This window comes from Pseudomaricurvus sp. ABR4_320 (genome assembly GCF_056159445.1).
The window spans coordinates 84531-101382 of the sequence record NZ_JBSWVF010000007.1; the positions used below are offsets into that span (position 1 = coordinate 84531).

General features: G+C 40.5%; 12 protein-coding genes and 2 tRNA genes. 7 read left to right on the forward strand and 7 right to left on the reverse strand.

Going from position 1 to position 16852, the window contains the following annotated elements; all coding sequences use genetic code 11:
- The first annotated feature begins 323 nt into the window (after nt 1-323).
- From ACXAFR_RS15585 to ACXAFR_RS15600, 4 genes are all read left to right on the forward strand, one after another.
- Nucleotides 324-2258 (forward strand): acyltransferase family protein, encoded by a 1935-nt coding sequence (locus tag ACXAFR_RS15585; RefSeq protein WP_475178532.1) that lies wholly within the window; start codon nt 324-326, stop codon nt 2256-2258.
- Nucleotides 2259-2503: 245 nt separating this feature from the next.
- Nucleotides 2504-3550, forward strand: coding sequence for a glycosyltransferase family 61 protein (locus tag ACXAFR_RS15590; RefSeq protein WP_475178533.1), 1047 nt, complete (start codon nt 2504-2506; stop codon nt 3548-3550).
- A 389-nt stretch (nt 3551-3939) separates the two neighbouring features.
- Nucleotides 3940-4947: a hypothetical protein gene (locus ACXAFR_RS15595; RefSeq protein ID WP_475178534.1), complete on the forward strand. Its 1008-nt coding sequence runs from the start codon at nt 3940-3942 to the stop codon at nt 4945-4947.
- 115 nt (nt 4948-5062) lie between these two features.
- On the forward strand, nt 5063-6103 hold the full coding sequence (locus ACXAFR_RS15600) for an IS481 family transposase (protein WP_475178536.1): 1041 nt from the start codon (nt 5063-5065) through the stop codon (nt 6101-6103).
- A gap of 73 nt (nt 6104-6176) precedes the next feature.
- On the opposite strand, the gene ACXAFR_RS15605 is transcribed toward ACXAFR_RS15600, so the two are convergent.
- The 3 genes from ACXAFR_RS15605 to ACXAFR_RS15615 all read right to left on the reverse strand — a co-directional run bounded on the left by ACXAFR_RS15605 (nt 6177) and on the right by ACXAFR_RS15615 (nt 10444).
- Nucleotides 6177-7370, reverse strand: a complete 1194-nt coding sequence (locus ACXAFR_RS15605; protein ID WP_475178538.1) for an NAD-dependent epimerase/dehydratase family protein — start codon at nt 7368-7370, stop codon at nt 6177-6179.
- Between the two features lie 19 nt (nt 7371-7389).
- Nucleotides 7390-8724, reverse strand: coding sequence for a glycosyltransferase family 25 protein (locus ACXAFR_RS15610; protein WP_475178539.1), 1335 nt, complete (start codon nt 8722-8724; stop codon nt 7390-7392).
- Nucleotides 8725-8824: 100 nt separating this feature from the next.
- Nucleotides 8825-10444: a hypothetical protein gene (locus ACXAFR_RS15615; protein ID WP_475178540.1), complete on the reverse strand. Its 1620-nt coding sequence runs from the start codon at nt 10442-10444 to the stop codon at nt 8825-8827.
- Nucleotides 10445-10746: 302 nt separating this feature from the next.
- Here ACXAFR_RS15615 and ACXAFR_RS15620 point away from each other — a divergent pair, with 302 nt between their 5' ends.
- Nucleotides 10747-11574: a glycosyltransferase gene (locus ACXAFR_RS15620; protein WP_475178541.1), complete on the forward strand. Its 828-nt coding sequence runs from the start codon at nt 10747-10749 to the stop codon at nt 11572-11574.
- 7 nt (nt 11575-11581) lie between these two features.
- On the opposite strand, the gene ACXAFR_RS15625 is transcribed toward ACXAFR_RS15620, so the two are convergent.
- The 4 genes from ACXAFR_RS15625 to ACXAFR_RS15640 all read right to left on the reverse strand — a co-directional run bounded on the left by ACXAFR_RS15625 (nt 11582) and on the right by ACXAFR_RS15640 (nt 15961).
- Nucleotides 11582-13507 (reverse strand): polysaccharide biosynthesis protein, encoded by a 1926-nt coding sequence (locus tag ACXAFR_RS15625; protein ID WP_475178543.1) that lies wholly within the window; start codon nt 13505-13507, stop codon nt 11582-11584.
- Nucleotides 13508-13829: 322 nt separating this feature from the next.
- A tRNA-Asn gene (locus tag ACXAFR_RS15630) sits at nt 13830-13905 on the reverse strand.
- A gap of 138 nt (nt 13906-14043) precedes the next feature.
- Complete coding sequence (locus tag ACXAFR_RS15635; RefSeq protein WP_475178544.1) at nt 14044-15066, reverse strand: MraY family glycosyltransferase; 1023 nt, start codon at nt 15064-15066, stop codon at nt 14044-14046.
- Nucleotides 15050-15961, reverse strand: coding sequence for an NAD-dependent epimerase/dehydratase family protein (locus ACXAFR_RS15640; protein WP_475178545.1), 912 nt, complete (start codon nt 15959-15961; stop codon nt 15050-15052). The genes ACXAFR_RS15635 and ACXAFR_RS15640 overlap by 17 nt, the downstream gene beginning before the upstream one ends.
- Nucleotides 15962-16139: 178 nt before the next feature.
- Between ACXAFR_RS15640 and ACXAFR_RS15645 the strand changes: the two genes are divergently transcribed.
- Nucleotides 16140-16216: transfer RNA gene (locus ACXAFR_RS15645), tRNA-Val, on the forward strand.
- A 139-nt stretch (nt 16217-16355) separates the two neighbouring features.
- Entirely contained in the window at nt 16356-16844 is a 489-nt protein-coding gene (gene purE, locus ACXAFR_RS15650; RefSeq protein WP_475178547.1) for a 5-(carboxyamino)imidazole ribonucleotide mutase, read from the forward strand.
- Nucleotides 16845-16852 lie beyond the last annotated feature (8 nt).

Genomic DNA, 16852 nt, shown 5'->3' on the forward strand with positions numbered 1-16852 from the left:
GTATGTTTATTTTTCTTGACTTTTTATAAAAGGTCGAAGAGCTATAGAAAGCGCTAAGAGATAATGTTTCGCTGGAATAGGTTCGAGGTAATAAATAGATTTTATTGTATTTAGACCTTTATGATTATAGTTTTAGTGCTCAAAAAATAAAATAAGAGCCTAATAGTAAAATATCGTTGACTATAAATCTAAAATAAGATCGGTCAACGAAAGCACAGTGAGTGTTTAAAACAGAATTACATTTTCGTGTTGGATATGAGTCATTTCCAAATATTAGTGATGAAGATGTTAGCGGCACAAATATTATTTTCTGAGAAGTGTAAATGAATTTCCAATATGTAAATTTTGCAAAAGCTTATAACCCATATATTGACTCGGTTCGGGCACTGGCAGTGGGATTGGTTTTTTTACATCACCTTTTTCCATCTTGGCTTCCCGGCGGCTATATAGGAGTGGATGTTTTTTTTGTAATAAGTGGATACGTAATCACACAAAGTTTACTTAATAAGTATTCAAAAAATAAATGTTTCATAGAAGTGTTAAAGCAATTTTATTCTCAAAGAATAAAAAGAATATTCCCTTTAGTCCTGTGTGTATTTGTTTTATCTACAATTATTCTTTCTTTCTTGAGAGATAATGTTTCATTTGATCTGGAGGTAGGTAAGTACGCATTACTGGGGTTAGGTAATATTCCACTGTATTTTAATGAATTGGATTATTGGGGAACGGATGTTTCTCAAAATATATTCATGCATACTTGGTCTTTAGGCATAGAAGAACAATTCTACTTAATATATCCATTTCTTTTACTGATTGCGTTAAAAAACCAGTTATCTGGTATAGCTATAATTCTAGCTGCTTTTATTGTTTCGCTGGCTCTATACCTATTTAACGACCTAAATGATGACCCCAGTGTGTATTTCAATACAGCTTATCGATTTTGGGAAATATCAGCAGGCTGCCTACTATATTTATTAAAAATTAATTTCTTAGCGAAAGCAAAAAATACAAACTATGTTATATCAATTCTTGTTCTAGCTATTTTATGTTTGTCCATTCAGTCTATTTTATCGGCGCAGCTTACAATATTTTTTTCTGTTGTTTTTACTTTTATTTTGTTGGGTGTATTAAGTATTGAAAGAAAAATAAATTACTTTTTTAAATCTGATATTTTGGGATGGATTGGAAAAAGATCGTTTTCCATTTACATGTGGCACTGGCCATTTATAGTTATAGCTCGCATTATTTTACCGGAATCTGTTTATCAGCAGCTTTTTGTTGTTATTATAACTCTCACAGTTGCGCATTTGTCATATAAATATCTGGAAGTTCCTGTGAGATATTCTCATTTTAATTCTCGCGGTGTTGTTTTTTACTTTTGCTCCTCGATTTTAGTGGCAATATTTTTAATATCATCTGTCAAGAATGATAATTATATGTACTCCGGCGACGCTGAAGTTAAAAATTTAAAAATTAGTAATATTCAAAAAGAACTTTCCTGCGATTTTGATTTACAAAATAATAATGTCGTAAGAATTCTAGGTAATTCTCATTCACTCATGTTCAGACCGGCGGTTGATGTCTTAGCCAAAAAGTGTGGATTTGTTGTCAAAACACATAAACAATACCCAAAAAATGTAAACTCTCTACTCCCTTATGGTTACATTCAGAATACTGAAAAGATAAAAAGAGATATTGACAAAATATTCGATGATAAAAATCTTAAAGTTATAGTATTAGCATCTAGGTATAAAGGAATTTATAAGCAACCTTTTTTAGATGGAAAAGGCGAGCGATGGCATACTAGTAATGGGGAAAAATATAACCTCAATAGATTCTTCTCTGAGCTTGATTATATGATAAAGCAAGCAACTAAAAACAATGTGCGTATAATATTCTTGATGCCCTTAATTGAAAGTAATTCTAAACTCGGAATATTTAGCTCTGATAGATGTGCTAAACAATGGTTTCAGTTATCAAAGCCACTAGAGAAGGATTGTTCGGCTATTTTAGATCAGAGATGGATGAGAGAACGTTTTGATGAGTCATTTTATAGCCGTTTAGAAAAATTTGCTCAAGAATACGTATACTTCGATATAATGGATGGGAATCAGACGTTATGTCCAGATCCATCGTCTTGTAGCCGCATACTCGAAGGCTATAATCTTTTGCTAGATACTAATCATATCTCGGAGAATGCTGCCTTATTGCTTTCACGAGATCTGAATACAATTCTCGAAAGAAAAATTATGAATTAATTTGGTTTTTAAAAGATTTAGCGGGCAGTGACGAAAATATAGATGTAATTTCTTTAAATTATTTAGTCAAAATTTTTGGTTTTGATCTGTTTTCAACTGATACAGCATTGCCAGATATTGTTGGCTATCGATATGTGAGTCTATATAGAAGTTTATCGTAAAGGCTACGATCAATTTAGTTTTTAAATCAATTAGTTTTCTGGATCGATTTATTCATTTTCGAAAGAACTTTTCTGAGCTTAAACATGGATCTTATACCTATACCCTTTGATGATTACCTTTCTAGATTTATTGATAAAATCTATTTTCAAAAATCGTTATCAACTTACGAATGGGGTATAAAGAAGAATGTTACAAGTAATTATTTTATAGCTTTAGTAGAAAACGGAGGGGTAAATAATCAGTTTCATTTAATAGATTTAAAAACTAATCATTACGTATATGACCAGCAAAATAAGTTTTTTTCTAAGCCAGACAAGAGGTTAGTCTCGAAAGACCATATTTACGAGATTGAAAATAAATGCATTAAGTACTACGATAAAACAGCGCTAGTTATTGGCGGTCAAAATAACCATTGGCATTTTACAATAAACTTTTTAGTTAGGCTTTTTATTGTTAAGCAATATTCGCCAACAGTCCTTGATAAAGTTGATCACGTTATAATTCATGGTGATCCTTTTCCCGCCCAGTTAGAAGTGTTAAAAAGGTGTTTTCCAGATTTAACATTTAAGTCTGCTCTAAAAGATAAATGGACTGTATATAGGGAGCTTTATTATCCTTCGATGCCAAAAAACACACATTTTTATATCGATACGCTGTGGTATATTCGTGAAACATTGCATTCCGTATTCAATTTGAGCGGTGAGGTTCCAACAAATAGCATATTTATAGATAGAAAGTTCCCACACCCCAGGAGGCGATTATCGAACAAAAAAAATGTAATACCAATATTGGAGGCAAATGATATTCAAGTAGTTGACTTCGACGGATGTTCAGCATTTGAGCAAGCGGAGCTTATGAGTTGTTCAAAATTGGTTCTAGGTTTACACGGAGCGGGATTAGCAAACCTAATTTATTGTAGAGAGGGAACTAAAGTAATAATATTTGATTATAAGTGGCCATCGGAAATGCAGGGCTTAGCTTTAACTATGGGGCTGGAGCCAATTACTCTACTAGTAGAACAGGCTGTTGATAAAGAATTTGAGCTGAAGAATCTTAGTTTCAACCCTCGGCTAAGAGATCTGAAAATTCCGCCTAAGCAATTAGACGCGCTGTTAAACTCAATGTCTTAGAATCAATAATCTGCCGACAGAGTTTATAGAATAGGGAATATGAGAGTGTAGTAAATGTCCAAGGATTTAACAGAGAGCAAAAACACTCTTGTAAATTCTAGATTAAAATTCAATGTGGCAACGTTTAGTGAGCCTGTTAAAAGTCGCCTGCTATTATTCGTGATCTGAACACATGCTATGCTTTAGATCTGTTTGGTTTACATAGCTATTGGTATTATTATTTTTGGCCGTAAGAAATATTGCTGACTTTAAATATTTTAATGGTGTATTTCTAAATCAGTACAAGTACTATCATTAAGTATTTTATTCGCAATAAAAAATACGTCACCTGATCTCACCTCTAAAACTGTTTTTAGTATTACAGTTGCTTTTTTTAAAGCATTAATCTCATGAAGTGTATTATTCATATCGGAACAGAAAAAACTGGCTCTACTACTATTCAAAGATTTTTACGATCCAATCGAAAGCTGTTATTAGACCAAGGGTGCCTATATCCTAAGTCAGTAGGGTTTGAAAATCATCAGTCGTTTGTTTTCTCGTTTTCAGGATATAAACCTGAACATCAATATTTTGCAGAGCGAAAAATATATGATAAAAATCAATACAAAATATGGGAAAAAACTAAAAAAGAGCATTTTTTAAAAGAGCTTAGATCTCAGGATTATAGACTAAAGTCAGTCATAATTTCTTCTGAACATTTTCAATCTCAGCTATGGGAAGAAGAAAACATATTTGCTCTAAAAAGTTTTCTGGAAAACTATTTTTCCGATATTCAAATCATTGTGTACTTACGTCGGCAAGATTTAGTTGCTACTAGTAGATTCAGTACGGCTTTGAAAGCGGGGAGGATCCCCGGCAAAGTTTTTGGAGAAAAAAATTCGGATATAAGCAACAATTTATACAATTATGAGGGGGGGCTGGAACGTTGGTCAAAAGTGTTTGGTGATTCCTCGATTCAGCCTCGGCTTTTTTCTAAAAAAGAGATGCTAAGGGGAAACTTGATCGATGACTTTGCAAGTGTAGCTGATATAAATATCGATGGATCAGTCCGAAGTAAATCTTTAAACAGTAGCTTATCAGCGAAACAGATGTCAGCACTCCTTGAGTTTAACCGCAACTGTACTGCTCGGCTAAGTTTTAAGAGAAGAAAAATAAGAGACCTAATATTGCTATTATTTAAGGTCTCTAGGAATGATTTTAAATATTATCCATCACGCCATAGTGCTGAAGATTTTTATGGGCAATTTGTTGAATCAAATAATAGAGTAGCAAAGAAGTGGTTCGGTCGAGCTAAACTATTTGATTACGATTTCGATCAATATCCAGAGCACGAAATAAAACTTCCAGCTTTATCTTTTTACGAGACCTTACTAATAAAAAATCTTTCTGCCTTATAGATTCTTTTAAATTGTAGAAGTTCAGACCAGATCTGACACATCATCTTGAAAAAGAGAGAGTTACCCGTTTTGATAAAGGTGTCGAATCTTTAACTCAAAACAAAAGGTAACTCTCATGATTCATACTAACAATCCCATCATCAAACACAAAGCCGGTTTGTTGAATTTAGCTGAAGAGCTGGGCAATGTGTCCAAAGCCTGTAAGGTTATGGGCGTATCGCGCGACACCTTCTATCGGTATCAAGAGCTGGTTGAAGATGGCGGTATCGACAACCTGATAAACAAAAGCCGCCGAACACCCAATCCAAAGAACCGGGTCGATGAGGCGATAGAGCGCGCCGTTGTTGAATACGCATTAGAACAGCCTGCTCACGGACAGCACCGCACCAGCAATGAATTGCGTAAAATCGGCATCTTCGTTTCTGGCAGCGGTGTTCGCTCCATCTGGGTTAGGCACAATCTTGAGAACTTCAAAAAACGGCTGGCGGCTTTGGAAGAAAAAGTAGCTAAGGACGGCATTATCCTGAGCGACGCACAGGTAGCCGCGCTAGAGAAAAAGAAGAATGACGATGAGGCCTGCGGCGAGATTGAAACTGCACACCCAGGCTATCTGGGCTCTCAGGACACATTTTACGTCGGCAACCTTAAAGGTGTAGGCAGAATTTACCAGCAGACATTCGTCGATACCTATAGCAAAGTGGCGTTCTGTAAGCTCTATACAACAAAGACACCTATTACTGCTGCTGACACTCTCAATGACAAAGTATTGCCATTCTTTGAGGCCCAGGAGCTTCCTATGCTGCGGATACTGACTGACCGAGGAACTGAATACTGTGGCCGCGTTGATCAACATGATTATCAGCTCTATTTAGCCATCAACGATATTGATCACACCAAAACCAAAGCTATGTCGCCACAGACGAACGGCATCTGCGAACGCTTCCATAAAACGATTCTGAATGAGTTTTATCAGGTGGCGTTTCGTAAGAGGCTGTACAACTCACTGGAAGAACTACAAAAAGATCTGGACGACTGGATAGAATACTATAACAATGAGCGCACCCATCAGGGCAAAATGTGTTGTGGCAGAACTCCAATGGAAACACTGCTTGATGGAAAAACGATTTGGGCTGAGAAAAATTTAGCTCAGATCTAAGCTAACAGGCACCGTATTAAAACGGGTAACTGTCAGATCAAGTCTGAGCTACTACATTTAAATAGTTATTGATCTATTCAACCAATTTTATTGACTCCTGTCTTTCTCTATTCCAAGCAGAGACACAGGGTATCTTGCTTTTATCACATCTGTCTGAAAAGCGCTTTGCGATCTCTGTAACTTCCTCCAACAGTCCCTTTTGAAGGGTGATTGGCTCTAGTCCGTGTGATAAAAATTTATCGTTTCTTACGTGTAGTTCATTTTCGCTAGCTTCATTTCGGGGGTTGGGCAGATAACAAGTATCCGTGTTAGTCATTTCGGCAATCATATTTGCCAGATCTCTAACTCGATGAGTTTCTGTCATTTGATTGTATATCTTGACCCGTTCACCTTTACTCGGGGCATTATCGAGAGCAATTTCTATACAACGAACAGTGTCTTGAATATGGATAAACGCTCTTGTTTGGCCGCCAGTACCATGAATAGTTAATGGATAATTTATGGCGGCCTGCATAAGGAAGCGATTTAATACCGTTCCGTAATCTCCGTCATAGTCGAATCGATTTATTAGTTTTATGTCTTTTTTAGTTTCTTCAGTTTGAGTTCCCCACACAATTCCTTGATGTAGATCCGTTACTCTAATCCCATCATTCTTATTGTAGAAAGCAAATAAAAGCTGATCCTGAGTTTTAGTCATATGATAAATGCTACCGGGATTTACAGGATACAAAATCTCACTTTCGATCATGTTCCCTTCGTCAGACTCAACTTTTACAGTTAAGTAGCCTTCTGGAATCTGCATCCCGGCAGAGCCGTAGCCATACACTCCCATGGTACCAAGATGGACTATATGTATATCCAAGCCTGATTCAACGACAGCTGCTAGTAGGTTATTTGTTGCGCCGACATTATTATCAACGGTGTAGCGCTTGTGGGCTGAGCTTTTCATTGAGTAAGGTGCGGCTCTCTGCTCTGCGAAATGTATTACCGCATCAGGTCTTTCGTCGTTTAGAATTTTGAGTAGGTGGTCGTAATTTTTTGCAATATCAATATTTATATAATCTATATGTTTGCCGGATATATCCTTCCATGCTTTTATTCTAGTTTTAATAGGTGAGATAGGTGTCAAAGACGAGCATTCAATCTCATTATCTATGTTTCTTCGCGAGAGATTATCAATGATAATGACTTCATGTCCAATATTTGAAAGATGGAGAGATGTCGGCCATCCGCAAAATCCATCCCCGCCGAGTATTAGAATCTTCATTGTAAAACCACCTTATAGCTTAAGAAAAATGATGCCGTGCAGTAAATCCGAGAGGATAGTGCGCTACAAAAGGGACCGAGCTAACGTAAGCATTAAATTTAATGCTTTTATTCATTCTACTATGTATTTTTTTTAGTAACTTGTCGACGTGGGTATCAGAATATAAATACTGTGGACCCAGCCCAAGAGCGTATAACATCCAATCTAGATTCCCTGAAATTTTAGTCGCTGATATTAACTCCAGGAGTTTTTCTGCCCCTTGTTTTGAAAGGATATAGCCATCTGCCCCGATGGCTCTTTCGTCTCCGACAAGTAATTTGTGTGATGCCATTATGGGTACGCATTCTAGATTTTCTGGGTGTAAGGTCCAAGATTCATATGCACGATCGTTTATAAAGCATATATCAAAATCTTTATCTAACTTTGAAGTCAGTGTTTCCAGCTGAAAGTCAAAGCATGGCAAGCCATCATCTTCAATAATAATTGCTTTGGTGTCTTTTCCATTGGCGATTGATTCCCAAACGCTTAAATGGGACATGCAACATCCTATAACGTTGGGAGGTGGATCTATGTTAAAGATTGCGCCTTTAGCCAAGCTAGGCACGGACGCTCCATATATGCCCGGATATCTTTTTATTTTACATTGTTTTTCAGTATATAAACTCTCAACAGCTAAGTATCTATGCTTATCTCTATCCAGATTTATGCACAGGACTGGTATATCGCTATTGTCACCCTTATAAGAGGGGCATCGAGCTAGTGCTCGCATACGTTCTAGGTTCTTATCCAGTAAACCATTGTGTCGAATTTGGTCACACTGAGGAATTGCAGCATTGATGAATTCCCAGTGGGTCATAGCCATCGCTAAAGCTATAGATTCTCTTGCTACCCACTTATTCTTTAAGGGTAGCAATTTCAAAAGCTCATCTCTAGAGCGAGTAACCTCACCTTGTCTCAATAAGGCTAGTATAAGCTGGAGCTGCGGCCCGGAGGCTTTTGGATAATATTCTTTCGCTACCTCGACAAGCTGTCTGACCATGTGGATATTCCCCACTTTAGTAAGAGAGTGAGCGAGAGAAAAAAGCGTATTTTCAAGAATTTTTTCATTAATCTCTGCAGAATTTCTTAGGTAGGTTGTTAATATCTCGGGTGATTCCAATTGTTTGGGAAAACTCCGAAACCTCTCTTCGAAAAAAAGTTTACATAATTTCCGGTTTCTTGAAGTTTCTTTTGAGGGGAAAGTGATATTTGCATAAAGCGTCTTGCCGTCATTCGAGAATTCGGCGTTTGGCTTCTGAGTTTCTTCAAATATTCTTTTGCGAAAAAGATGTTTACTTAGCCAAGTTTTATGCATTCTTTCACCATTTCCGATGATATTGCTTTGTGAAATCTTCATAGAAAGTAAAGTAATAGTACAACTAGCGAAGAGTATTTCTTTTGAAGGTGGCCGTTTCCTAAGCTTCAATAGCTTTAACTAAGCTATGGAGTGTAGATACAGCGTCTTCGTATCTTCTTTTTTTGACGAGCTCTTCTAATTGAAAACACTGTGAAGCAAATAGAAGATCTTCAGTTTCAATGTCTTTAAAAAATGATGATCTTAATCTAGCTAATTCGACTATGCGTTGTATCTCATTTATGTTGTCAGGCCAATAGCGTCCAAGAGTATCAATATTCCAGTCTCCCCATTGCATGCTCAACGGAGTTTCATCCTTTGATATTGTTGTTAGTTTAGGGGGAGGCATTGGACTGTTTAGAACTAAAGGCAGCTTTCGTAATGCCTTCCTAGTCGTGTCAATAAAGCTCGATTTATTAAAGGTATTTAAAGAAGGTAGATGAATATTAGCGGCCGCAATATTGCTCAGTAACTCATATGGGATTTCTTCTATTCTTCTTTCTAACGTGGCTTTAGATTTTACAAATTTTTCAACGAGTTTTTTGTCGACACTGAATGACGATTGGTCAATTAGCATAGTTGTTTTCAGATCTAGTGTTGACCCTTTGTATTCTTCTGACTCGCTGATATCAAAGATATGGCATCTGAATTCTGAAACAAAAAAAATATCCATCTCGGGGGCAAGTTTTTTACTATTCTTGCGCTTGAGAAACTCTGCTTCGTTAATAGCTCGGATGTCTTTCGCTTTGTTGTAAACTTTTGCAATAAATAACTTTTTACAGGTTGGTAGGGTGCTGATTAGTTCGACTTGAAAGTAAAGAAAATGCCCTTGGGGAAATTGTTCCCACTTAATATTTAAAGTTGCATCATCAAGTCTATGTTTTTCCTTGAGTTTGAGAAGTAACGTTTGCTCTAATTCCTTACTAAAGTAGATGTCCCATACGCTACGAGGTGTATTTGATATAGACTCCGTCCAAGGGTTCTCTTTAAAGAATAAAGCCGAAAACTTATTTTTTTGTATGATTGTATTGTGAGCGGAAAGAAAGAAGCCATTTGTTTTATTTGATATTAATCTAAGAAGAATCAAGCTAGCTAGTGCTTGAAAAAATACAGGGGGTACAAGAAAAAGGAATTGCACGCCAATAAATATAATGGCTGAAATTAGCGCAGTAGTTGAAGAGATAGAAAGTGGTACGCTAAGCTCTTGCCGAGTTTTTGTTTCCGTGCTTTTGTCAATACAGATGTATCCTGAAAACATAGCAGAAAAAATAAAGGTATATATAAACGCAGCTACTGGAAGCAGAAGGAAAACCAGCGTAATTGCTAGGAAAATAAAGGCCATAGTTGCGAAGGATTTAATGACAGATTGATAGGCCTTTTCTGCTAGTTTCTCTTGATCTTGAAAAAGCGCTACCTTTTCATTTTTTTCAATCGCATGAATTGCACCGCGCTCTAAGTATTTTTCCATAAAGCGATTCATCAGAATCTTTGTTGCGAGGAAAAAGAAATACAGAGCTATAAAAATTAATACAACTTTATTTGGGCTAAGGTGGCTGATTGCAGATGGTAGAAAGTGGGGTGATTTTCCTCCGCCTATAAACATAATCATTTGCAGCGGAAGAAGCGTAATAGCAACCTGCGATATATCTACTGCGATGCTTGCGGCAACGAGCGCAAGCATTCTTTTTGGTGACAATTTATAGATGCAATAGACTAGTTTAAGGTAATACAGTGATGGTTCTATAAATTTGGAAAATACTAAAGACATATAGCTAAAAAATTATAGATTGAATAAGACACCGAGGCCGGCTTTTAAATAGGTGACGAAGCTGTATTGTAAAAGTTTGGCCTGTTTTACGCATTGTGTATACTATCTCTTCATTTCGAGGAAAGCCTCAATAAACTAGTAGATTTTTCTCGGTTTTGATAAGCAAGCTGTATCGTTAGACTTCTCTTTAAATTTACTTTTTACTCATCAGCGCCGTGTCAAAAGATAATAGTAATATTAAGGTTTCTATTTCTGTCGTTGTTTATTTTACGGAGATTGAAACATTGAGGGGCTTGTTAGATTCCCTGTGTTCGAACATTGTATCTAAGGCCTTTTGTTTGCACCTCATCATAATCGACAATAGCTGTGATGTTGAATACCAAAGAAATCTAAAGGCCTTGGTGAAAAAATATACAAGTTGTGATGGCTTTATACTTGAAGTACTTTATAGCCAAAACAATGTTGGGTATGGGCAAGGAAACAATAAGATTCTTTCGAAGTTAGACTCAAACTACCACCTAATTCTAAATCCAGATGTCATTCTAAAACCGGATGTCCTAGATGTTTGTGTTAAAAAAATGGCTTTTGATGATTCTATAGTAATGATTACCCCTAAGATACTAGACCCGCTGGCATCACCGAGCCATGTTGTAAAAGATTACCCTAATTGTTTAGTGTTGTTTTTGCGTTATTTGGGTAATCCCACAATTAATCGTTTATTTCGTCGGAAGCTCGAAAATTATGCTCGGAAAGATCTTGGTGGCTCATCAAATTCTCAAATTCTATTAGCTGGCGGCTGTTTCATGTTTCTGCGTACAGAGGCTTTGACTAAAATTGATGGGTTTGATGCTAATTTCTTCATGTATTTTGAAGACTTTGATCTATGTTTAAGGCTGAGAGAATACGGAAAAATAGTTTACGAGCCGTTTGCTGAAATTGAACATGCAGGTGGGGATGTCGGTCGAAAGAACTACAGGCATCACCTGTTTTTTATTGCCTCTGCGTTTAAATTTTTTAATAAACACGGTTGGAAAATATTTTAAGTAGAATCTAGGTCTTTACTAGAGAAAGCTCCCTGCTCGCTTGTGATTGGCGGCGATTAAAAAGTGAATCATTGATAGCTTTGCTTCCCGAGTAAACCGTTGGAGCGGAAGTGATTAAGCTGAAAAGAGATTCGTAGTCGAAATCTTTACATGCATTATCAATATCTTCGATTAATTTATTCACTACCGTCATAGGGACATCGGCTTCAATCGCTTCGGTAATTCTCGCGTGTCGAGTGCCCACAACATTTTCTGATATTAGCAACTCCTCAAACAATTTTTCGCCAGCTCTCAAGCCAATATATTCAATCGGAATATCCCCTTTGGGGTTGTTTTTGTCTTTCACAGACAATCCAGAAAGAATGATCATTTCTCGAGCAAGGTCTGCAATTTTAACGGGTTCACCCATTTCTAATACGTAAGTCTCGCCACCTTTCGCAAGGGCGCCAGCTTGTATGACAAGTTGGGCGGCTTCAGGAATGGTCATGAAGTAGCGGGTGATTTCCGGGTGGGTGACGGTTACGGCGCGGCCTTCTTTGATCTGCTGTTTGAATTTTGGAACGACGGAGCCAGAGGAGCCTAGTACGTTGCCAAAGCGAACCATGCAGAATTTTGTGTTTGAGTTCTCTTGCTTGCTAACTGTCTTGACGACCAGTTCAGACAGTCGCTTAGTCGCGCCCATGATGTTAGTTGAGCGTACTGCTTTGTCTGTTGAGATAAATACAAAGGTATCTACACCGGTGAGCACTGCGGCTTTTGCACAATTTAATGTACCGAAAACGTTGTTCTGTATGCCTTCGATAATATTGTTTTCAACGAGGGTAACATGCTTATAGGCTGCGGCATGGTATACCGTATCGACCTTAAAGTTTTTCATTACCATCGACAGGCGCTGCTGATCCTGCACTGAGCCGAGTAGGGCGATGATATCGGTGTTACCAATCTGGCCGCTTTCACCAGAGCGCAGTTCATTTTCGATCTGGTAGAGGTTGTATTCGTTTAGTTCAAAAAGGATAAGAACTTTCGGTTTTTGTCCGAGGATTTGTTTGCAAAGTTCTGATCCGATCGATCCTCCAGCACCCGTAACCATAACAACTTTGTTGACGATACTGGTGCTCATAAGTAGCGGGTCGGGCTGAACGGGATCCCTACCCAGAAGATCTTCAATTTGAATGTCTCGAATTTCGTCGATTCCTGCGCGGCCTTTGGTTAGGTCTTCGAGTGGTGGAATCGTCTGAATTTGTACTGGGTAGCGCTCGAGCTCTCGCACGATACGCAGGCGAGTTGTGCGGGATGCTGCGCCGAGTGCCAGGAATATGTGGGTGGCTTCCGTTTCTTTCAGTAAGGATTCAACTTTATTGCCGAGGAAAACCGGAAGTCCTTTTATGCGCGTGTTGTGTAGTTTCAGGTCGTCATCCAGAAATGCAACCGGTTGGTACTCTTTGCTTTGTCTGAGTGAATCTGCCAGTAGCCTGCCAGCACTTCCCGCGCCGTAGATTAGGACTTTTGTGTCGCCGATGGGGAAGAACATTTGCACGACATTGCGAACCATCAGGCGAGGGAGCCCGACCAACAGCACTGCCGTTATCATATAGGTGACAGGAACGGATCTCGGAATCGATGCCTGGAAGAAGAAGCTGCTCGCAGCAAGGGTTAGGCTGGAAATCAATATGCCTAGAATGATGCTGAGGACGGCGTCTGGTGCCATGTAGCGGAGAATTGCCCGGTACAGACCTAGGCGAACAAAGGCCAAGATGGAGACAACGATGGTAATGCTCAGGCAGAGATAATCTACCGCCGTAGGGGAGATGTTCATTGACCCCAGTTTTAGCGTCCAAGCCATGTATAGCGAAAAGCTGAGGGCGCTAATGTCGTAAACAACTGAAATGAAGCGTTTGACGGGGCGGGAAGCATCCAGCAGTTGTCGTAGCATAAGTGTCCGTTACTTAGTAGCTGTGCAAAACAGGATTCATCATACTCCCAGTTACCATGTTCGAGTAACTGTTTCGGCAGCAAACTTCTTGAATCTACGACTATCGGTGTAGCTATCGATCCAGGGTCGTCGCGTGAATCCCTATAAATGGTCTTAATATCTATCTGAGATGCAAAATGCTCCAGATAGTTCGGTAACCCAGTGAAATACGTACGACGAATTATCGCCGATAGATATTATCTTAGACCAAAAATGGAGAATGAGCCGGAAAATTAAAAGTATTGGGTATAAAAAAAGGGCCGCAATTGCGACCCTTTGAAATTGGCTCCGCCTGCTGGGCTCGAACCAGCGACCCAATGATTAACAGTCATTTGCTCTACCAACTGAGCTAAGGCGGAATTACTTAAGAGGCGAGGCCTGCTGAAGTAGGCGCGTATAATATAGACCGATTTTAGGGTCGTCAAGCGTTGATGCGAAACAATTCTAAAAAAATAAACATTTGATTTTGCAGGTAAAAATCTCTGTTCACTGAATGATCATTGTTCTGGTTGGCCGGCTTTGAGAAAAAAGCAGATCGCAATAAGTGGTCCCCACGCGACAAGCAAAAGTGCCGGCCCAAAAACGGGGTAGGTCATGGCCAGGAAGGCGAGGGGCGTCAGCCAAACTAGATTGACCGCGATGATTGCGCCCGTAACACCCATGTGAGATTGCCAGTTTCTGGAGAGAATTTGGTAACTGTGGCTACGGTGGGGTTGATGCCATGGTTGGCGGGTCAGTATTCGCGTGAATAGGGTCCAGCTGGCGTCGACAATAAAAGCTCCTAGCAGAATTAACCAGCACCAGCTATTTAATGCTGTGTTGCTTGCCGTGTAGGCGGCGCACAGTGCTAGAAAAAAGCCAATAAAGCCGCTGGCCCCGTCGCCCATAAAAATTTTGGCAGGGCTTTTGTTCCAGAGCAAAAAGCCAATTAGGCTCGGAGTTAATGCAAGTAGAGCCAAGCTCGTGGTTTTACTGTCACCAGAGAGCAGTATGGCAGCCGCAAGAAGCACAGAAAGCGCTTCGCCGCCTGCTATGCCATCAATACCATCCATAAAGTTGTAGAGATTGATCATCCAGGCAAAAAACAGGACCAGCAAGGGCGTTAAAATGACGACAGGCAATGCTCCGAACACGGCTAAAGGTAAGGACGGCAGCTGGTCGAGGCTCAGTACAGCGATGATCGAGCTGGCTAAATGCACGCAAAAACGGATTTTGCTGGATATGTCTATATGGTCATCAAGAAAGCCGATGGCTGCGGTTGCGAGCCCTCCAGTCATCACCGGAACGAGAAACGTTGCGTCAATGACGTTCGCTGCAAACGCAAAAATACACAGAGCCATCCAGCAAAAGATAATTGAGATTCCGCCGCCTCTGGGGGTCGGTATCTTGTGAGAGCTGCGGCTGTTCGGTGTGTCGATTACGCCGCGCCGCAATGCGTAGGTTCTGTATAAGTTGGTAAGTCCATAGCTCGCGATAAATGACGCGGTGAGGATCACCGAATACTCAAGTGTTGATATCATGGGTGGCGCTTAGTTGGTCTATTGTCGGGCCTTGGATTTCCAGGTTGCCAAATAATTTTTCAGCCATCTCTCTTCGCCCGAGGAGTGCGGCGGTTCGTTTCAAAATGTTCTCAGGTAGAGAGATGATTCGAGGTGATCGTTGAGCCCATTGTCCGATCAGCTTGGTCATTTCCGCCGTCGATAAGGTTGCTGAATACGGTAGGAGGGTTTGATTGCTGCTTGGTGGGGATGCGCAGAGTCGTTGAAAGTAGGTGCAAAGGTCGTCCAGCAGTAAAACACTGCGCCGATTGCGGACGCTGCCAAACGGGAGGGGCAGTCCGCGACGAATGAGCTTTTTCAGCAGGGCAGCATTGCCGCTCGCCTGGGGGCTCAGCACCAAAGGCAGTCGTAAAATCGTCCAGCTAACACCGTGGACGACTGATTCATCTTTGCTCAGTATGTCTGCGAGAGCAATTTCGGCTTCGTGTTTGGATATTCCATAGTCTGTCGTAGGTCTCGCTGGGCTGTCGGCTGTGAATGGGTGGGCATCCGTCGATTCTCCCATCGCTTTGATGCTGCTCAGATAAACAAAGTGTTTTATCGAGGTGTGGCGGCTGACGGTGGCGAGGTTCTTGGTCGTGTCGACGTTGGCTTTTCTAAAGCTGTCAAGTTCGAGGCTTGTCGCAGTCTCGTGAGCGGCGCCGGCGCAATGAATAACAAGGTCGGCGCCCTTCAGGGTATTCTCGAGCTGCGGAATGTTTTGGTAGTCTACGGGAATGAGTCCAGGTATTTCGGGGCCGTTTGTCGATGTTCTGGTGAGACTTTTGGTGTCATATCCCGCGGCTTTTAATGTTTTTGTCAGGGCTTGGGCGATGATACCTCGGCCGCCGGTAATGATGATTTTTCGGGTAGTCACGATGTATTGGCGAAACGTTTGGTCGGTGGTTGTTTTATGTCTGGAGTGGCGGGCATTGTGTTTTAAGTCAGGCCTAAAGGCAAAAACGAATCAAATTAAGAAAAAAGGTTGTCAACTTGAAAGTCTGCTGGTAGATTACGCGCTCTTTTTCGGGAGGGCTAATGCTTTCCGTCGAAGCAGGACTATAGCTCAGTTGGTTAGAGCGCTACCTTGACATGGTAGAGGTCCCCAGTTCGAGTCTGGGTAGTCCTACCAATTTCATGTTACTGCCGTTTATTGGTGGTGATTAAGCAGCAGCACATATGGCGTGCTGTGCCGCAGGACCCGCTCTTATAGCGGGTTTTTTCGTTTCATATGCGGTGATAACGATTTATCGAAGCGGAGGCAAGTGCTGATGCCGGCAAAAGTTGCAATTCTGATGGGTTCCAAAAGTGATTGGCCCACCATGACAGAGGCTGCAGATATCCTCGATAGGCTGGGTGTGGATTATCACGTCGAGGTCGTATCGGCCCATCGAACCCCTGATAAGATGATCGCTTTTGCGCAATCTGCAGCCGAGAATGGATACCAGGTTATTGTTGCTGGTGCTGGGGGCGCTGCCCACTTGCCTGGAATGTTAGCGTCGAAAACACGGTTGCCGGTGTTGGGTGTTCCTGTTCAAAGTAAAGCGCTCAGCGGGCAGGACAGTCTGCTCTCGATTGTACAAATGCCGAGAGGCATCGGTGTTGGCACCTTTGCGATCGGTGGTGCCGGTGCGTTCAATGCCGGTTTAATGGCGGCTCAAATATTGGCCATAACCGATGCTGATTTAGCCGCGAGAATTGACGAATTTCGGACCACGCAAACAGAAGCTGTGTTGAGTAACCCCGACCCTCGGGCGTAAATCGACGA